The organism is Oleiharenicola lentus (assembly GCF_051660365.1).
GTDB lineage: Bacteria > Verrucomicrobiota > Verrucomicrobiia > Opitutales > Opitutaceae > Lacunisphaera > Lacunisphaera lenta_A.
The window spans coordinates 2,348,541-2,364,886 of sequence record NZ_JBOZXB010000001.1 but is presented as its reverse complement, the minus strand read 5'-3'; the positions used below and the strand labels follow the sequence as shown (position 1 = coordinate 2,364,886).

At 59.9% G+C, this 16,346-nt stretch carries 15 protein-coding genes; 5 read left to right on the top strand and 10 right to left on the bottom strand.

All coding sequences use genetic code 11. The features are described 5' to 3' along the window. Positions 1-104 precede the first annotated feature (104 nt). The 3 genes from ACRRQW_RS08965 to ACRRQW_RS08955 are packed head-to-tail and all read left to right on the top strand — an operon-like array spanning position 105 to position 3,717. Complete coding sequence (locus ACRRQW_RS08965) at positions 105-854, top strand: ligand-binding sensor domain-containing protein (protein ID WP_438480952.1); 750 nt, start codon at positions 105-107, stop codon at positions 852-854. After that, complete coding sequence (locus tag ACRRQW_RS08960) at positions 791-3,094, top strand: two-component regulator propeller domain-containing protein (protein WP_438482348.1); 2,304 nt, start codon at positions 791-793, stop codon at positions 3,092-3,094. The genes ACRRQW_RS08965 and ACRRQW_RS08960 overlap by 64 nt, the downstream gene beginning before the upstream one ends. Beyond that, positions 3,091-3,717, top strand: a complete 627-nt coding sequence (locus tag ACRRQW_RS08955; protein ID WP_438480951.1) for a response regulator — start codon at positions 3,091-3,093, stop codon at positions 3,715-3,717. The genes ACRRQW_RS08960 and ACRRQW_RS08955 overlap by 4 nt, the downstream gene beginning before the upstream one ends. A 32-nt stretch (positions 3,718-3,749) precedes the next feature. Here the strand turns inward: ACRRQW_RS08955 and ACRRQW_RS08950 are convergent, their stop codons facing one another. Next, positions 3,750-4,151, bottom strand: a complete 402-nt coding sequence (locus tag ACRRQW_RS08950) for a response regulator (protein WP_438480950.1) — start codon at positions 4,149-4,151, stop codon at positions 3,750-3,752. A gap of 292 nt (positions 4,152-4,443) precedes the next feature. Between ACRRQW_RS08950 and ACRRQW_RS08945 the strand changes: the two genes are divergently transcribed. Further along, the gene (locus ACRRQW_RS08945) at positions 4,444-4,917 is read left to right on the top strand and encodes a helix-turn-helix domain-containing protein (protein WP_438480949.1); all 474 of its coding nucleotides are present in this window, start codon (positions 4,444-4,446) and stop codon (positions 4,915-4,917) included. A 10-nt stretch (positions 4,918-4,927) separates the two neighbouring features. Here the strand turns inward: ACRRQW_RS08945 and ACRRQW_RS08940 are convergent, their stop codons facing one another. The 4 genes from ACRRQW_RS08940 to ACRRQW_RS08925 form a co-directional block, all read right to left on the bottom strand. Next, entirely contained in the window at positions 4,928-7,117 is a 2,190-nt protein-coding gene (locus ACRRQW_RS08940) for a thioredoxin domain-containing protein (protein ID WP_438480948.1), read from the bottom strand. A 117-nt stretch (positions 7,118-7,234) separates the two neighbouring features. Continuing rightward, entirely contained in the window at positions 7,235-7,714 is a 480-nt protein-coding gene (locus ACRRQW_RS08935) for a hypothetical protein (RefSeq protein ID WP_438480947.1), read from the bottom strand. Continuing rightward, positions 7,711-8,028, bottom strand: coding sequence for a hypothetical protein (locus tag ACRRQW_RS08930; RefSeq protein ID WP_438480946.1), 318 nt, complete (start codon positions 8,026-8,028; stop codon positions 7,711-7,713). The genes ACRRQW_RS08935 and ACRRQW_RS08930 overlap by 4 nt, the downstream gene beginning before the upstream one ends. A gap of 35 nt (positions 8,029-8,063) precedes the next feature. After that, complete coding sequence (locus tag ACRRQW_RS08925; RefSeq protein WP_438480944.1) at positions 8,064-8,666, bottom strand: RNA polymerase sigma factor; 603 nt, start codon at positions 8,664-8,666, stop codon at positions 8,064-8,066. Between the two features lie 297 nt (positions 8,667-8,963). On the opposite strand from ACRRQW_RS08925, the gene abc-f reads away from it, so the two are divergent. Next, on the top strand, positions 8,964-10,820 hold the full coding sequence (abc-f, locus tag ACRRQW_RS08920; protein ID WP_438480943.1) for a ribosomal protection-like ABC-F family protein: 1,857 nt from the start codon (positions 8,964-8,966) through the stop codon (positions 10,818-10,820). 137 nt (positions 10,821-10,957) lie between these two features. Here abc-f and ACRRQW_RS08915 read toward each other — a convergent pair whose 3' ends face one another. The 5 genes from ACRRQW_RS08915 to ACRRQW_RS08895 all read right to left on the bottom strand — a co-directional run bounded on the left by ACRRQW_RS08915 (position 10,958) and on the right by ACRRQW_RS08895 (position 16,334). Next, positions 10,958-12,895 carry a M56 family metallopeptidase gene (locus ACRRQW_RS08915; RefSeq protein ID WP_438480942.1) on the bottom strand — a complete coding sequence of 646 codons (1,938 nt, stop codon included), beginning with the start codon at positions 12,893-12,895 and terminating at the stop codon, positions 10,958-10,960. Continuing rightward, positions 12,892-13,266, bottom strand: coding sequence for a BlaI/MecI/CopY family transcriptional regulator (locus ACRRQW_RS08910; protein WP_438480940.1), 375 nt, complete (start codon positions 13,264-13,266; stop codon positions 12,892-12,894). Before ACRRQW_RS08910 ends, ACRRQW_RS08915 begins: the two co-directional genes overlap by 4 nt. Positions 13,267-13,661: 395 nt before the next feature. After that, entirely contained in the window at positions 13,662-14,165 is a 504-nt protein-coding gene (locus tag ACRRQW_RS08905; RefSeq protein ID WP_438480938.1) for a hypothetical protein, read from the bottom strand. 162 nt (positions 14,166-14,327) lie between these two features. Then, the gene (locus ACRRQW_RS08900; protein ID WP_438480937.1) at positions 14,328-15,560 is read right to left on the bottom strand and encodes an ABC transporter permease; all 1,233 of its coding nucleotides are present in this window, start codon (positions 15,558-15,560) and stop codon (positions 14,328-14,330) included. Between the two features lie 12 nt (positions 15,561-15,572). After that, positions 15,573-16,334, bottom strand: coding sequence for an ABC transporter ATP-binding protein (locus ACRRQW_RS08895; RefSeq protein WP_438480936.1), 762 nt, complete (start codon positions 16,332-16,334; stop codon positions 15,573-15,575). Positions 16,335-16,346: the final 12 nt, after the last annotated feature.

Below are 16,346 nucleotides of genomic sequence, written 5' to 3'. Positions count from 1 at the left end.
TTCCTGACCGCACGAGGTCATCGTCGCCGTTAGGATAACGGCAGTGATTGCGCAAAAGCATGTAGCGACAACTCGGCAAATATCGTTTCCTTGCGGGCACCCCGATGTCGTTTCGTCGTCCCTCCCTGGCTGCGCGCGTTGCGCTCACCTTGCTCGCGTTGTTCACGGGCAATGCCAGCCCTGCGCAACGCCTCGGCGAAGCACCGTTCTACACCATGCGCAGCTGGCGACAGCCCGACGGCTTGCTCAGCAACGAAATCAGCGCGCTGTGTCAGGATCAAAACGGTTATCTCTGGATAGCGACGACTGTGGGCCTCACGCGTTTCGACGGCACGCGTTTCCTCAACTATGATTATTCTGCGCACGGGAAACTTCCGTCGGACGGCATTGCGTCAATCATCGCAGATCCCGCCTCAGACGATCTGTGGGCCGCACCGTATGCCGGCGGCTTGATGCGAGTTCGCGCCGGGAATTTCGAACCCCAAACCCTGCCGGAAAACTACACCGACAAACGCATCGCCCGACTCCACATCGCCGCCGATCACGCCTTGTGGATCGCGTTCGAAGGCGGCGACGTCATGCGGCTCAAAGAGGGCATCACGAAATATTCGGCCCGCTGGATGGCATGGGTCCGGGACGTTCCACGCAATTTGCCAGCGACGGCCAAGGCCGTGTGTGGCTGGCCAACGGCCCGCTCCTGGCGCGCTATGAAGGCGGCAAAATCCATCCACTATCCCTCGAAGGCGCGGAACAACTGCGCATCGCCTCCAGCCGCACGCAAGGCCCGTGGGTGCTTTCGCACGGCTTGCTCCGCAAAATTATCGATGGAAAAGTCGGCCTGCAGCTGCCTTTAAGCAACGGTTTCAACGGGCGCTCCGTCCAAGCGTTACTCGAGGACAACCAAGGCGTCGTCTGGATCGGCACGCGCGCGCAAGGCGTCCACCGCTTGAGATTGCCCGACGGAAAATCCGAAGCGGTGTTTGAAATTCCGGAGGACGCCGGCGTCATGCTGCAAGACGGCGACGGCAATATCTGGATTGGTTCGAACGGTCACGGCCTGCTCCGCGTGCGCGGCGGCACGGTGCGCCGTTTCGACAAGGAACACGGCCTGCTTGAACGTCACACGCTCGGCATCGCCGAGGATAACGCCCACACGATCTGGATCGCGAATCGTGACGGTGGACTCGCTTACATTAACGAACAACGGCGCGTGCGCACCCTCGCCGCACCGAAAGGCCGCGACACTTTTAGCGCGCGCTCCCTCGCTCCGTTCGGATCCGAAGGGGTGCTAGTCACGACGTCATTCGGGCTACTCCGTGCCACGCGCGATGGCTTTCTTCCGCCGGACGCTCCCTCGGCGCCGCCTCCTCCGCCCGGCATCGTCGGCGAGATGCGCGTCACTTACCTCGCGAAAAACGGCGATTTTTGGGCCGTGCTACAACCGGGCGCCTTGGGCCGCCTGCGCAATGGCGCCTGGCAGGTTTTCGATTTCAATGCCGGCCTGACGCATGGCCGCGTCCAAGCCATCAGCGAAGACTCGCAAGGCCAGCTTTGGATCGGCACCGAGACGTCGCACTTGTTTCGCTTCGAAAACGAACGCCTCGTGCCTGCGCCGCTGCCGATCGAAGCACCGGTGCAAAGCATCCACTTCGACCCGACCGGCACCGGTTGGATTGGCACCGCCACGGCCGGCGTGCTCCAAATCGGCAGCCCTCCCGGGCGCCAGCTAGGGGAGCGCCACGGGTTGCCCTCCAACAACATCGGCCAGGTGCTGAGCGATCATCTCGGCAACCTCTGGTTCGGTTCGCCAAAAGGGATTTTTAAAGTGGCGCGCGCGGAATTGGATCAATTTTTCTCCGGGAAAATCGATCGCGTCGATGCCACTCAACTTACCTCCGACGAAGGCGTGAACGAAGCGATTGGCGCCGTCGCGCATCAACCGTCCGCTTGGAAAAGCCACGACGACGTTCTCTGGTTCGCGACGCGCCAGGGGGTCATCGCCGTCGATCCCCGGCGCGAGCACGTTGCGACCACGCCGTTGCTCGCGCGCGTCGAAACCGCGCGCACCGAGCATCGCGGGTTGCCCGCCACCGCTTCAATTGAAGTGCCCGCCTTGAGTCGCGCGCTGACTTTGGAATATTCGGTGTTATGCCTTTCAAATCCCGACCGCGTGCGCGCGCGTTTCCGGCTCGAAGGCTACGAGGATAACTGGACTCCAGTCGACGCGCGCGGCTTGGCCCACTACACGCGGCTCCCGCCGGGCGAATACACGTTCGTGCTCAACGCACATCTCTCCGGCGTGGCAGGCAGTGCATCGGAAATTCGCCAGCCCATCATCGTGCTCGCCGCCTGGTGGCAAACCCTGTTGTTCCGTCTCGGAATCATCGCGCTCATATTGTTGCTCGGCGTGCTGGCGGCGCGCGCATGGTCACACCGCCGCTTGCGCGCGAAACTCGCAAAACTCGAAAGTGAAACCGCGCTCGAGCGCGAACGCACCCGCATCGCCCGCAACCTCCACGACGACCTCGGCGCCGGCCTCACGCGCATCAGCTTGCTCACGCAAACCGCGAGTCAGCACAACAAAGCGGGCCAACTCGACCGCATCTACTCCGCCGTCAGCGAACTCACCCAGTCAATGGACGCTATTGTGTGGGCCGTGAATCCGCAACACGACGACCTCGAAAGCGTCGCCAATTACATCGTGGAATTCGCGCAAGGCTTCCTCGCCGATGCCGGCCTGCGGGCGCGCGTAGTGCTGCCGGATTATCTTCCCCATTACACGCTCACCGCCCAGCACCGGCATCATCTTTTCCTGAGTTGCAAGGAAGCCTTGAACAACTGCGTCAAACACGCCCAAGCCACCGAAATCTCGCTCGCTTTCACCGTGGAAAATAACCGCCTGCAGATTGTCATTACCGACAACGGTCGTGGTTTTCCGTCCAGTCCGCCGGAATCTCCTCGCGGCAACGGCCTCGCCAACCTGCGCGCCCGCATGGCCGATCTCGGCGGCACCTGCGAAATTTCAGTCGCACCTTCCGGTGGCACTGCGCTCACTTTCGATGTGCCGCTGCCGACCGCGACCCCAACCTTATGAGCCTCCGCGTTTGCATCGTCGATGACGACGAGCCCACCCGCCAAATCCTTTCCGAACTCATCCGGGAAAGCGATCAGCTGGAGCTCGTCAACAGCTACGCCGACACCGAATCCGCGGTCGAAAATCTTCCCAAAGATTGTCCCGATGTGGTGTTGATGGATATCAATATTCCCCAAATTAACGGCATCGAATGCGTGCGCCGGTTAAAACCCACGTTGTCGCACACCCAGTTTTTGATGCTCACCGTGTATGCCGACGCGAACCACATTTTCGCCGCGCTCGCCGCAGGTGCGACCGGTTATTTGCTCAAAGGCACGCGTCGCCCCCAACTGCTCGCCTCCATCCGCCAGATCGCGCAAGGCGGTTCGCCGATGAGCGCCGCCATCGCGCGCAAAGTCGTGCAATCCTTCGCCAAAACCGAAAATGAGCGCCCGGACTTCGAGGAACTCTCCCCGCGCGAGCGCTCCGTCCTCGATCTGCTTTCAAAAGGTTATCTCTACAAGGAAATCGCCGACAACCTGAACATCAAGCTTGTGACCGTGGACACCTACGTGCGCCGCGTTTACGACAAGTTGCAGGTCAACTCCCGCTCCCAAGCGATCGCGAAATACTTGAAGCGGTGACCGCGTTTCGCGGGCGCGGGATTGCGCGCACCTCAAGCACCGCTCAACAAGCGCTGCACCGCTTCCAGAAAATCCCCGCACTCCAGCGGCTTCGAAAAAAAGCCTGATCGCGGCACCTGACGGGCCGCTTGCTGGAGCGGCCCCGATCCTCCGCTGATAAACACCACCGGCACCTCCCGTCGCCAGTGATCCCTCAATTTCTGGCACAGCTCCACGCCGGAAATATCCGGCATCTCGACATCCAGCACGACCAGATCGAAAGGCGTTTCTGCCGCCAGCTGCAACGCACCTGGCCCGTCACCCGCCATCTTCACTTCATAGCCGTAACAGCCGAGCAGATAAGCGATCATTTCCCGCGCCGGGCTGTAATCGTCCACCACCAGCACCATGCCCGTCCCGCGCAGACTCGGCGCGCTCACTCTGGGCTCGCTCATTGGTATTCCTCCGCCAACCGCCGCAGATGGCTGGCGACCTCCCCGTAGGCGCGCCGCGCCGTTGCGTCCGGCTGGAGTGTCTTCAGTTGGCCACAAATTTTCAGTAGGGTTCCGAGCAGACGAGTCGCGTGGGCCCGGCGCGTGACATCTGCTTTCGAACCCCAAGCGTTTGATTGCTTGGGCTTACGCATCGAATGAACAATAGATTTATACTGTCTAATTTTTGTCAACCAGAATGCCGGTCAGCCGACTCGTTGACAAAAAAGCCCGGGCACCTCATCCCCTTGCGCAGATGCAACACGCGCGACTCTTCCGGCAGTTGCGGGAACAGCGCGGCCTCACCCTCGACGCGCTCGCCACCCTCGCCCGCCGCCACCGTAACACCATCATCAATCTGGAGAACGGGCGCCCGGTGAAATTCCCGACCATCGCCCGCTTGATGGAAAAAATGGGGCACCCGGCCAATTCACCCGAAATGGCGCACATGGCTCTTTTGTGGGTCGAATCCATCAGCGGCCTCGACCTTTCCATGCCTGACAAGGGCGACGAAGCGCCCGCTCTCGCCACCTATCAACGCAGCACCCAAAAATCCGTCGCCGGACTGACCAAAGCCATCCGCCGCGCCGGCCTCGATGAGCGCGAAATTCGCCTGCTTGAATTCGCGGCCAGCCGCCCCGCCGTCCTCGGCATCATCGACTCAGTCCTCACCCTGCTCCAAAATGCCGAGCAGGATTCACCCGCCCTTAAAGCGGCCGAAGATAAATAAGGGCTGACCTTCAGCTCGCACCGCGCTGCAGCTGCGCGCGCAATTCGGTGACGTCAATCGTGGGCGCCTGACACGTGAAACCCTCGCATACGTAAGCAGCAGCGCGGCCGTTGATCGGTTTCATCGCGCCAATATGCGGCAATCGTTCGGCGAGCCAGCGCTGGGCTTCGCCACCGTCCGCCGCGAGAATCACGCGTTTGGGCGCGAGCGCTTCATTTAAAACTGCCGCGAGCGCACGAAAATCATCGGATTCGGGATCGCCCGCGAGCACCACGCTCCGCGGCGGCTCCAATGCAAATTCCACCGCGCACAACATCTGCGGGAGCGCTTGGGGAACGTTGGCCCACTGCTGACGCAACGCTTCGACCGTGCGCACCGCACGCGTATCACGCGAAAGCGCGCCGGCACCCGCACCAAGCATGCGTTCGAGTCGCACGAGATTCATCGCCGCGAGCGAATTGGGCGAAGGCTCGGCGCCATCGTAATCTTCCTTCAAGCGCACGATGATACTCCCGTCATCCGCGCGAGAATTGAAATAACCACCACCCGCTTCGTCCCAGAACAGTTCATCCATTTTCGCCTGCAACTGCTCCGCCCATTGCAACCAGCGGATTTCGAAACTTGCTTCGTAGAGATCGAGCAACCCTTGGATGAGCGCCGCATAATCCTCGGCAAACGCCTGAATCTCACTGCGTCCTTCGCGCCAGCTGCGATACAGCGTCTGCGTCGATGGCTCGAACAACTCACGCTGGATAAACTCCGCCGCGCGCGTCGCCGCCGTAAGGTAGGGCCCGACGTCCGGGCCGTCCGCCCTTTCGAGCACCTGCGCGCCTTTCGCAAACGCGGAAATCATCAAGCCGTTCCACGCCGTGATAATCTTATCGTCGAGATGCGGATGCGGACGCTTCGCGCGCACCGCATGCAGCAACGCATGGGCCGCGATTAATTTATCGCTTGCCGCCGAGACATCCAAACGGAACTGCGCCGCCGTGTTCACCAGCGGCTGGCGCTGCATCAGAATATTTTTCCCCACGAACTCGTTTTGCGGGTCATTCTCCACGTTGCCGCCTTCTTTCACGCCGTAGTGCGCACAGAAAAACTCCGCGTCTTCGCCCAGCGCGGCGACGATCTCGGTTTTCGTCCATACGTAGAACGCGCCTTCGGCGTGCTCCGGTTTGCCGTATTCGAGGAGGCTGTCGGCATCCTCCGCTGAATAAAAACCGCCCTGCGGGCTCGTGAGATCACGCGTGACGTAGTCGAAAATATCGCGCGCAAACCACGCGAACACTTCACGCCCGGTCGCTTGTTTTGCTTCGAGGTAACTCACGGCCAGTTGCGCCTGATCATAGAGCATTTTTTCGAAGTGCGGCACAAACCACTCCGCATCGACCGCGTAACGGTGAAACCCGCCGCCGATATGATCGTGCATTCCGCCGCCGGCCATCTTTTGCAGCGTGAATGTCGCCAGCTTCACGGCCTCGGCGCCAATTTCGCTTTGCACGCCTTGCAGGGTGGCGACGCGGAAAAGCAGATTCAGCGTGCTCGGCCGCGGGAATTTCGGCGCGCCCCCGAAGCCGCCGTTCACGGCATCGAACGCTTCGTAGAAATATTGAAACGATTTTTCAAACGCGTCGCCCGCCGCCTCGTGCAGCGGGGCCGGCTCGCCTTCCTGCACTTCGCGCGGGCGGCCTTCAGTCGCGTAACGTTGCAGCGACGCCGTCACTTCATCCGCGCCGCTCAGAATTTTTTCGCGCTGCTGACTCCAATGCGTCGCGATGAGCCGCAATACTTCCGAGAAACTCGTGCGCCCCTGCGGATTATTCTCCGGCGGAAAATACGTGCCGCCATAGAAAGGTTTCAACGTCGGCGTCAGCCACACGCTCATCGGCCAGCCACCGTGGCCGGTCGTGGCCTGGATGTAAGCCATGTAAACGCGATCCACGTCGGGCCGCTCCTCGCGATCGACTTTCACCGGCACGAAATCGCGATTCAGCACCGCGGCGACTTTGGCATCCTCGAACGACTCGTGCGCCATCACGTGACACCAATGACAGGTCGAGTAACCGATGCTCAGGAAAATGGGTTTCTGTTCCGCGCGGGCCTTTGCAAACGCCTCCTCGCCCCACGGCAGCCAATCGACCGGATTGTCCGCGTGTTGGCGGAGATAAGGCGACTTTTCGGAGGCGAGAGGGTTCGGCATGAGCCGTCAAAAAGATGTGCTCCCGCCGCAAAGGCAAAGCCGAAGGTGCCGCGCAGCTCTCGCCAATTGACACCTATTAAGTGTCAATTGGCCGCAACGCATCAACCCGCCCGCAGGTTAGCTTCCGTTTTTGGGGCCGTCGCCGCGGCCTTTTTCTTCGCGACGGGGCGGCGGGGGCGGTTGTTGGGATTTCAGCCATTTAAGACGGTTCGCCAAGTGGCGGCGAAATTCGGCGCGTTTTTCCTGCGGAAGCTCTTCGGTGATTTTTTTAACGGCGCGATCGATCTCGGCTCGGGAATCGCGACTCGATTGCTGCCGAAGCGCACGCAGATTGGCGCCCGCTTCCTTCAACGTCGCTTGCACGCGCGCCGCTTCCTCGGGCGTGAGGTCGAGTTTTTCGGTTAAGTTTTTCTCAATGCCCATCAACGCGCGCTCCATGAGCGGACGCTCGACCGCCGGGCGGTTTGGCGGCGGATTGCCGAGCAAATCACGGACCTTGTTGCCGCCAAAATAAATCGTCGAGCCCACGCCCAATGCGAAACCGATGATCACCATCGCGGCGGCGGCGATCCACGCACGCCAAGGAAAAGGACTCATTGGCCATCCTCCAGGTCGGCGTTATCCACCGAGGCGACCAATTCCATCCACGGCAAGTCGTGTTCGAGGGCGTCGTTTAAAAACCATCCACTGACGCACAGTCCGCAGGCAGCGAGCCCGCCCGCCAACCACACACGCCGACCGAAGAAGATATCAAACTCATTCGACCAACTCGGACGCGGCTGCACGCGTGCCGAGCCACGCGGCAAACTGTTTAACAACGCAGCTAGATTCACTGCCGGCGGCGTGTCGCGGCGCGCGCGTTGCACGAGGTCGTGCCAGCGGCGGTCTTTATCAGGAGAATTCGGATTCATTGGGTTCAGTTCAGTTCGGGGGTGTATTAAAATTTTTAGAGCAGCGCGCGCAATCGAGCGCGGGCGCGCCACGCGCGGAGTTTGGTGGCCGTAACCGTCCAGCCAAACTGTTCGGCGATCGTGGCGAGATCCCAGCCTTCGAGGTGGTGGAGCGTGAGCACGGCACGATCATCGGGCGGGAGCGTGGCGAGAATCTCTTTCACTTCGTCGGCGGCGGCGCGCGCCGCGGGATCCATGGCCGGATCAATGGCTTCGATTTCGGGCGCTTCCGCAGAATCTCCGAAACGCGACACCGCCGGCTCCACGCGCCAGCGGCGGCGGACGGCTTGACGCCGGTAATAATCGCGACCGGTGTTCGCGGCGATGCGGCGCAACCAGTGGGCAAAAGGTTTCTCCGCGCGCCACGTGTGCAGGTGTTTCACGAGGCGCAAAAATGTTTCCTGCACCAAATCTTCGAGCTCGCTGGATTCGCGCGCGAATTTCCAGAGTAGCCGCGACACGCCTTCGTAGTGCCGCTTCACGAGCGCATCGAGGGCCGCCGCATCGCCACGCTGGGCGAGCAACGCATCGCGCTGGTCGGCCTCGGCGGAAGTGTCGGTGGATTCATCGCCAGCGGGCGTTGAGGAAACGGAACTCACGGTTTTGTCACGATGGAGCTGACCCGGGCCGGCAAGCGCGCCGGAGGCAGGCGCGAAAAGTGACTCCAAGACTGCGCCGGTCGCAAGCATCACTTGTTGCGGATAATAATGCAGGCCACGGCTTTCGCCGTGAATCGAAACAGCATTGAGGTAAGTTTTTCCATGGCGGCACCGTGAGGCATCCTGTTAAACGCGCGGCCCAGGATTTGGTTTCTGATTAACTTCAAAACCGGGGCATTCTGGCGCTACCAAAGCCATTGACGGCCCCCTTAGGGAACGGCTCACTGACCGGTCGCCATGCTTACGATCGCTGATGTCGCCAAATCCTATGGCACCCGGGAACTGTTTTCCGAGGTGTCGCTCTTCGTTGCCCGCACCGACCGTTTCGGTCTGGTGGGCCCCAACGGCGCGGGCAAATCCACGCTGTTTAACCTGATTCTTGGCGAGGAACTGCCTGACGAAGGCACCATCGAATGGGAACGCGGCGCCGATTTCGGCTACCTGCCGCAGGAAAGCGCGCCCGTCGGCGAGGAAACCATCCTGGCTATCGCCACCAGCGGCAAAAAACTCGAGCCCGAGAACGACGACGATTGGGACATCGATTGGACGCTTGAACCTCGCGCGAAAAAAATCCTTTCCGGCCTCGGTTTCCGCGAGACCGATCACGACAAACAGGCGAAATCCTTTTCCGGCGGCTGGGTGATGCGCGCCCACTTGGCGCGACTCCTCGTCAGCGAGCCCGCGCTCCTGATGCTCGACGAGCCGACCAATCACTTGGATCTCGAAGCGCTGTTGTGGTTTCAAGACTACCTCACGCGCTATCCGGGCGGCTTGGTGATTATTTCCCACGATCGCGAATTCCTCAACGTCCTCTGCAACGGCATTCTCGAACTCCGCGGCGGCACGCTCAATAAATACACGGGCAACTACGACGACTACCTGAACGAAAAAGACGCGCGCAAAGAGCAACAGGCGGCGCAGTTTAAAAACCAACAGCGCGAAATCGCCCACTTGCAGAAGTTCGTGGATCGTTTCGGTGCCAAGGCGTCCATGGCCTCGCGCGCTAAATCCAAGGAGAAGCAAATCGAACGCCTCAAAGACGTCGCCGTCGAAGAGCCGTGGGAAGACCTTAAGAAGATTAATTTCCGTTTCCCGCAGCCACCGCGCTCGGGCTTGAAAGTCATCAACCTCAAGCACGTCGATCAAGCCTACGGCAGCCACATCGTTTACAAGGACTTGAATTTCGAAGCCGAACGCGGCCAAAAGATCGTGCTCGTCGGCCCGAACGGCGCCGGCAAATCCACGCTCCTGAAGATCCTCGCTGACGTGATCCCGATTCAGGGCGGCGTGCGTGATCTCGGCAGCAACGTCGTGCCGGGTTATTTTGCACAGAACCGCGCGGACAACCTGAAGCTCGACATGACCGTGTTCGAAAACGTCATGGAGCTGCGCACGAACGAGAACCAGCTCACCGAACAACAAGCGCGCGCGGTGCTCGGCGGTTTCCTTTTCCGCAAAGACGATGTGCACAAAAAAGTGTCCGTGCTTTCCGGCGGTGAAAAATCCCGCCTCGCCCTCGCCCGCCTGCTCGTGAATCCGCCGAACTTGCTCCTCATGGACGAGCCCACGACGCACTTGGACATCCCGTCCATCGACGCGCTCGTGAATGCGCTCAAGCAATTCGAAGGCACGTTCATCTTCATCAGCCACGACGTGTATTTCATCCGCGCGCTCGCGCAGACCGTGCTCCACGTGCACAGCGGTCGTCTCACGCCTTACTCGGGTAATTACGATTATTACCTCGAGAAATCCAAGGCCTCGAACGCCCGCGCCGCGCTCACCGCCGGCTTCACCGACGCCCGCCCGAAGCAGGAAAAAGCCGCGCCCGTCGCCGCTCCTGCTGCGAAAAAGGCGAATCCCAACGACATCAAAAAACTGCGCACCGAAGTCAGCGCGCTGGAAAAGAAAGTGTCTGAACTCGAAACGAAGCAGAACGAAATCACCGCCGCGCTCGAGTCACCGGAAACCTATTCTGACAAGGGCAAATTCCACCACTTGAACCGCGAGCTCACCGCGATCGTCGACCAAATCACGCAAGCCAACACCGCGTGGGAAAAAGCCGCCGCGCAACTTGCCGAGTTGGAAAAAGCGTAAGCACGCGGCACGATCATTCGTTCCCAAGCAGAACCCGACCGCTGAGCGGTTTCTCATTAAATTCAAGGGAGGGGCGGTTATCCTTAACCGCCCTTTTCCGTTACTTATATAAGCGCCGCGATAAAATCGCGCCTTCGTTACGTCTGGCCCGGTGGAAGCATTAACCACGACCACCACTCGTCATAGAGGGCTCGTTGCGCAGGAGTCAGCTCGGCGAGAACTTCAGCTCGGCTCGTTTTTGCGGCATTCGCCGCCGCGCTCGCCTTCTCCCGTTCGGCCGCAGACGCCGTGAAGCGGATTGCCTGCTGGCTCACACTATAACGCGCTCGTTGCTCAGGCGTGAGCGCCGCAAAGAAGGCATCACGGCGAGCCTTGTCGCGCTGGGCTATTTCTTTTTCGAACAGCTTGCCCGAAGAACTACCAGCACCACCGCCGGGCCGGATATGGACGCCAACGACGAGTCCTCTCAAAAGGTAACCGTTTAGCACTTCGGCTTGTCCTTGCCGACTGAGTTCGTCCCACACCAGAGCGAGTTCGCTCGGCACACCGCGAAATTCGTTCAGTCGCTTTATACCCTCTTTGGAAAGAATGGAATTCACCACAAAGTCTTGCAGCTCAGTCAACGCGATCGGATCGGATGTGGTCAACGCCAGCACGAGTGGCGGCTGTCCTTGGCGAACCAGGGTCACTTGCTTGTTATCCACATCGATTGTTTCCACCATCCGACGCGCCACCTGGCTGCGTTCGATAACCGCGGAAAGGTTACCATTCATCGAGAGGAAAGCGACCGGCACTCCTCCAACGCGTCCAATCCCCTCAAGCGCGAAGGTCATGTTATCTTCCCATTGTTTTTCGTCAGCCCGACGACGCTCGGCCAGCTTGGCCTGTTCCTCCGCGCTCAGTTTAGGCATCGGCGCAGGTGCGGTAATTTTAACCGCTTCTGGCAAACTCGTCATAGCGACCGATGCTCGCTCAGGGGCGGGCGTCGACATGACCTCTGTTGCGCCGACCCCCACCACACCTGTCAAAAGCGCCACCCCGACCAGGGTGCGCAGTAATGTCGGCGGGCGATGCGCCGCGATGAACATGATTCGTTTCATAAGTTGACGATGACTTTCCACGATGCCGATGACGGTCGGCAGCCGAGGCGCCGACCTCGTTCCACCGATCACGCTTAATAAAGTTTCTCCGTAAGCAACGCGCGCACTCGAATTGTCCGCATGTCGGCGCAACACCGCTTCGTCGCAGGCCAGTTCGCTGTCTTCGCGTGCCAACCGCGCCGCAAGCCAGACGAGTGGATTAAACCAATGCACCGAACACGCCACCTGCAGCCACAGCTGCGCCCATGTGTCGCGCCGCTGCCAATGCGTCAGCTCGTGTCGCACCACCCACGGAAGCTCCGTGGCCGAAACGCGGGTTTCAAATCCCACCGGGAAAAGCAGCCTCAGCCGCACGACGCCGCAGAGCGCAGGCGTTTCGACCAGTGGCGTGACAATAATCTCGGGGCTCTTTTTCAAACCAAGCTCGACTGCGATCGCTTTCACGGCGGCAACCAATCGCGCGTCGACCGGGAGCCGCGTGCGATCCAGCGCTCGCGTCAATCGGCGCAAAGCAACCACGCGCGCCGAGACGAGTGCGATGATGCCCGCCAGCCAGATCACCACCAATCCCGTGAACCACGACCGCTGCATCACCACGCGCTGGCCAAACACATTGAATCTAGCCGGCGCCACTGCCGACGAAGTCGCAGGTTTCGAGATCACTCCTGACGGAGCGGTCAGCATGAACGGCACCGCCGCCGTTACCGGTCGAACCGCGAACTCATCCTCATCACGATTTTCCATCGGCACCGACTGCCTCTGCGAGACCGGCGACGACGTCAACGGATGCCACGGCACGGGTAATCGCCACGGTAGCAACAACGCCCCCGCCACGAGCAACCAACCGGCAAAGATAAAACGTGGAGCCACCACTCGTCGCAGCGTAAAGCGCGCGATCAATGCGAGCGCGATCAACAGCGCGCCGCGCCCCGATAGACCAGCGACCGTCAAAAAAACAGTTTCGAGCGGCGTCATGGCTGGCCTTTTTTCTGGCGAAGCAATTTCTGCAACTCAGCGATCTCTGCCTCACTTAATTTCTCCTGCTGGCAAAAATGCAGCAGCAGCGGCCCCGCCGCGCCGCGAAATACCCGCTGCAAAAAATCGTCGCTCTCGCTCGCGATACAGTCTTCCCGCCGCACCCGCGGCGCAAAGACGTTCACGCCGTCGCGCTTGACCACTTTCAACGCCCCTTTGTCGGCGAGCCGCGCAAGAAATGTGTTAACTGTTTTCGGTTTCCATCCGTGATCTCCCGGCAAGCCGGCGAACACTTCGGTGGCAGCAAGCGGCGACTGCTCCCACAACACACTCATCACTTCCCACTCAGCACTAGATATTTTTGGCGGCATATTTCTTACAGATGTAGGACGATGAATCTTACACTTGTAGGAAACGTCAAGCTTCGAAAATTACGCGCGCGATTTATGGGCACGAAAACGCGCTAAGCAGGCGGCCGTCGCCCGGAGGTCGTCGGGCTCCACCTCGAAGACAAATCTTGGAATACTTTGTCAGCCTACCACGCCCTCAACCGCCACCCCGGGGCATCGATGGCGGGACCATCCCGTTGATTCCACGCACGGAGCAGCCGGCACGGTGATTCTCGGTGTGGTTTACTTCGACGAACCAGGCGATATCGGACGAGCGTTCTGTGTAGCCCTCATTCTCAGTAGCGTGCTCGGCTTGAAATTACTCAGCAAGTCTGACGCTTGATCGACCGAATCCCCCCACAGCGCTGTGGCCACGCTTAACTCCGACCAGGCATGAGAAGATTTTTGGCGATGAGAAACGGTGCGGCGGTAAAGGAGCGTTTCCGTTTTGTTGGCGTGGGAGCCGGCGGGGGGGTGGTTTTCTTTGTAGTGAGTTCGGCTTCCTGAATCTTCACCCACGTTTCGCGCCGATCTAGTTCGTCCTCCCGTTGCTGCGCGCGGGTTTCGCGATCACGGAGTGCAAGGCGGTCGTCGGCGATGCCACGGCGCGCGGCCTCAAGCAACGCGTGCGCGCGGTTGTATTTTTCCCAACCGGCGTCGAGCTGGGCGTGGTCGGAGGCCATCGACATCATAAACGGAGTCGTGCTGACCGTGGAGCGCATGGCGGGCTGTGCACTTTCAATCATGTCGCGCAAACGCTGCTCGTGCTCGCGCATGCTCGCTTCCTTGCGGTGGAGAATTTCGATGTCACTCGCGATCTGCGTGCGCAATTTTTCAAGATGCGCGGCTTCTTGTAGCTGGGCGGACGGTGTGGATTTCATCGGGTGCGCGCATCATAGCACCACGAGCACCCTCCGCCTAGCCACGCGGGAGGCATTTACTCGCGTTTACCAAATGCTCCGGCGTTTTACTCAAAAATATAAAACCGCGCAGGGTATTCACCCCACGCGGTTTTCATGACACACGCACACTGAACTAAAATTTTACGCGCGGAACATCACATCTTCGCGATTAAACATTTTTACGCAGAGTGCCAACGCGACCGCCGCATACACGCAGGTGGAACCGAAAATGATCGCGATGAAATCCCAGTTCCACGTGCCGGAAAGCATTTCTTTCGAAACGAGCGAGAGATTCAAAATCGGCACGAGCGCGGTTTTCAAATTCAGATCGATGCCCGGCAACATGCCGAACATGGCAGGAAGAATCACGACCATGATGAGTGGCCCGACATAGCTCTGCGCCTCTTTGTAGCTTTTCGCGAATAGCGACACCGTGAGCAAAATCGCGGCGAACAACACCGCGACCGGCAGAATCATCGCAAACAATCCGAGCACGCCTGCAGGATCGATCGTCGGCATAGCCGACGCAACCGACTTGGTCGCAGCCCCTGCCGTCACCGCAGCGGGTTTACTCGTTAAAAACGAGCCGCCGAGCGCCGCCGTGGCCCCCATTGAAACCAGACTGAACACCATCGTCGCCGCCGATGCCGTGACGACGGTCAGAAATTTACCGAGCACGATATTGATGCGACTGGTGGGACTGCACATCAGCGTTTCCATGGTGCCGCGCTCCTTTTCACCCGCGGTAAGATCCATCGCCGGATACATCGCTCCGACAAAGCAAAGAATGATGATGATGTAAGGGATCAGTCCGCCGATGGCCGCGCCGCCGACCTTTTCCGGCGGTGCCACATTCTGGCGGCGGATGTCGTAAGGCTTCACGAGTTCCGGCGGCAGTCCTCGCGCAGTGAGGCGCTCCGCCACGAGTTTCGTGCGGTATTTTTGGAGAAATGAATCGAGCTCGCGCGCGCCAATGCCGGATTTGATTTCGCCTTCATAGTGCAGAATCGACGCCGTGACCGCCTCGCCTTTTTGCAGCCGCGCTTCGAAGTTCTCCGGCAGCTCCAACGCGACGCGCATCTTTTTATCGGCGATACGCTGCTTGTAATCGTCCTTCTCCGGCAACACGCGGAATTTTTTATCGGCCTGCAGTTCGCTCATGAGCTGCGGCGCACCCGCCGCACCGACGACCATGACGCTCGTGCCTTCGTCCTGCGCCTTGGTGATGACCTTTTTCATCACGACGCTAACGCCGAAGAACATCAGGGGCATGAGCACAGTCGGAATCACAATCGTGGAGATGATCGTGCGACGGTCACGGAGCTGGTCTTTCAGCTCTTTGAGATAGACGACAAAAATGGATTTCCAGTTCATGGGAGCAAAAAGTTAGCGGTTAAGAGCGGCGGCCAGCGCGGCTTCGCCACCGACGGCTTTCACGAACACTTCCTCCAAGTCCTGCTCGCCGAAACGAGTGCGCAACTCGGGCAAAGTGCCTTCGGCGACGAGTTTTCCGCCGTGGATAATCCCGACGACATCGCAGAGTTTTTCCACTTCGCTCATGATATGCGTGGAGTAGATCACGGTCTTGCCGCGATTACGGCACTCTTTCACAAACTTCACGATCGCGCGCGCGGTCATCACATCGAGGCCGAGCGTGGGTTCGTCGAAAATCATCACCGCTGGATCGTGGATCAACGTCCGCGCGATGGACGTTTTTTGTTTCATGCCCGTGGAAAATTTATCGCAGCGCCGGTCAAGGAAGTCGTGCATGCCGAGTTCGTCGGCGAGCACCTTGATGCGCGCGCGAATCGCGTCGTCGGTCATGCCGTTGAGGCGGCCGAAATAGGCGATCATCTCGCGCGCGTTGAGGCGTCCGTAGAGCGCGGTGGATGCCGCCAGGAAGCCGACGTTGGCGCGCACGTCTTCAGGCGCCGTGGCGGTATCGAAGCCGGCGACGGTGCACGTGCCGCTCGTGGGTTTGAGCAAGGTCGCGAGCATGCGCAGCGTGGTGGTTTTGCCCGCACCGTTGGCGCCAAGCAGGCCGTAGATTTGGCCCGGCTGGCACGCGAAGGACACATTTTCCACGGCCACGATCGTGCCGCGTTTTTTGTCCTTAAAGGTTTTAGTCAGGTTGTGTGCTGCGATCATAAATTAGAGGGG

What these genes read in the sequence shown, in the direction of transcription:
- ACRRQW_RS08965 (WP_438480952.1), top strand. Translation starts at nt 105, where the DNA reads ATGTCGTTTCGTCGTCCCTCCCTGGCTGCGCGCGTTGCGCTCACCTTG.
- ACRRQW_RS08955 (WP_438480951.1), top strand. Translation starts at nt 3,091, where the DNA reads ATGAGCCTCCGCGTTTGCATCGTCGATGACGACGAGCCCACCCGCCAA.
- ACRRQW_RS08950 (WP_438480950.1), bottom strand. Translation starts at nt 4,151, where the DNA reads ATGAGCGAGCCCAGAGTGAGCGCGCCGAGTCTGCGCGGGACGGGCATG.
- ACRRQW_RS08945 (WP_438480949.1), top strand. Translation starts at nt 4,444, where the DNA reads ATGCAACACGCGCGACTCTTCCGGCAGTTGCGGGAACAGCGCGGCCTC.
- ACRRQW_RS08940 (WP_438480948.1), bottom strand. Translation starts at nt 7,117, where the DNA reads ATGCCGAACCCTCTCGCCTCCGAAAAGTCGCCTTATCTCCGCCAACAC.
- ACRRQW_RS08935 (WP_438480947.1), bottom strand. Translation starts at nt 7,714, where the DNA reads ATGAGTCCTTTTCCTTGGCGTGCGTGGATCGCCGCCGCCGCGATGGTG.
- ACRRQW_RS08930 (WP_438480946.1), bottom strand. Translation starts at nt 8,028, where the DNA reads ATGAATCCGAATTCTCCTGATAAAGACCGCCGCTGGCACGACCTCGTG.
- abc-f (WP_438480943.1), top strand. Translation starts at nt 8,964, where the DNA reads ATGCTTACGATCGCTGATGTCGCCAAATCCTATGGCACCCGGGAACTG.
- ACRRQW_RS08915 (WP_438480942.1), bottom strand. Translation starts at nt 12,895, where the DNA reads ATGACGCCGCTCGAAACTGTTTTTTTGACGGTCGCTGGTCTATCGGGG.
- ACRRQW_RS08910 (WP_438480940.1), bottom strand. Translation starts at nt 13,266, where the DNA reads ATGCCGCCAAAAATATCTAGTGCTGAGTGGGAAGTGATGAGTGTGTTG.
- ACRRQW_RS08905 (WP_438480938.1), bottom strand. Translation starts at nt 14,165, where the DNA reads ATGAAATCCACACCGTCCGCCCAGCTACAAGAAGCCGCGCATCTTGAA.
- ACRRQW_RS08900 (WP_438480937.1), bottom strand. Translation starts at nt 15,560, where the DNA reads ATGAACTGGAAATCCATTTTTGTCGTCTATCTCAAAGAGCTGAAAGAC.
- ACRRQW_RS08895 (WP_438480936.1), bottom strand. Translation starts at nt 16,334, where the DNA reads ATGATCGCAGCACACAACCTGACTAAAACCTTTAAGGACAAAAAACGC.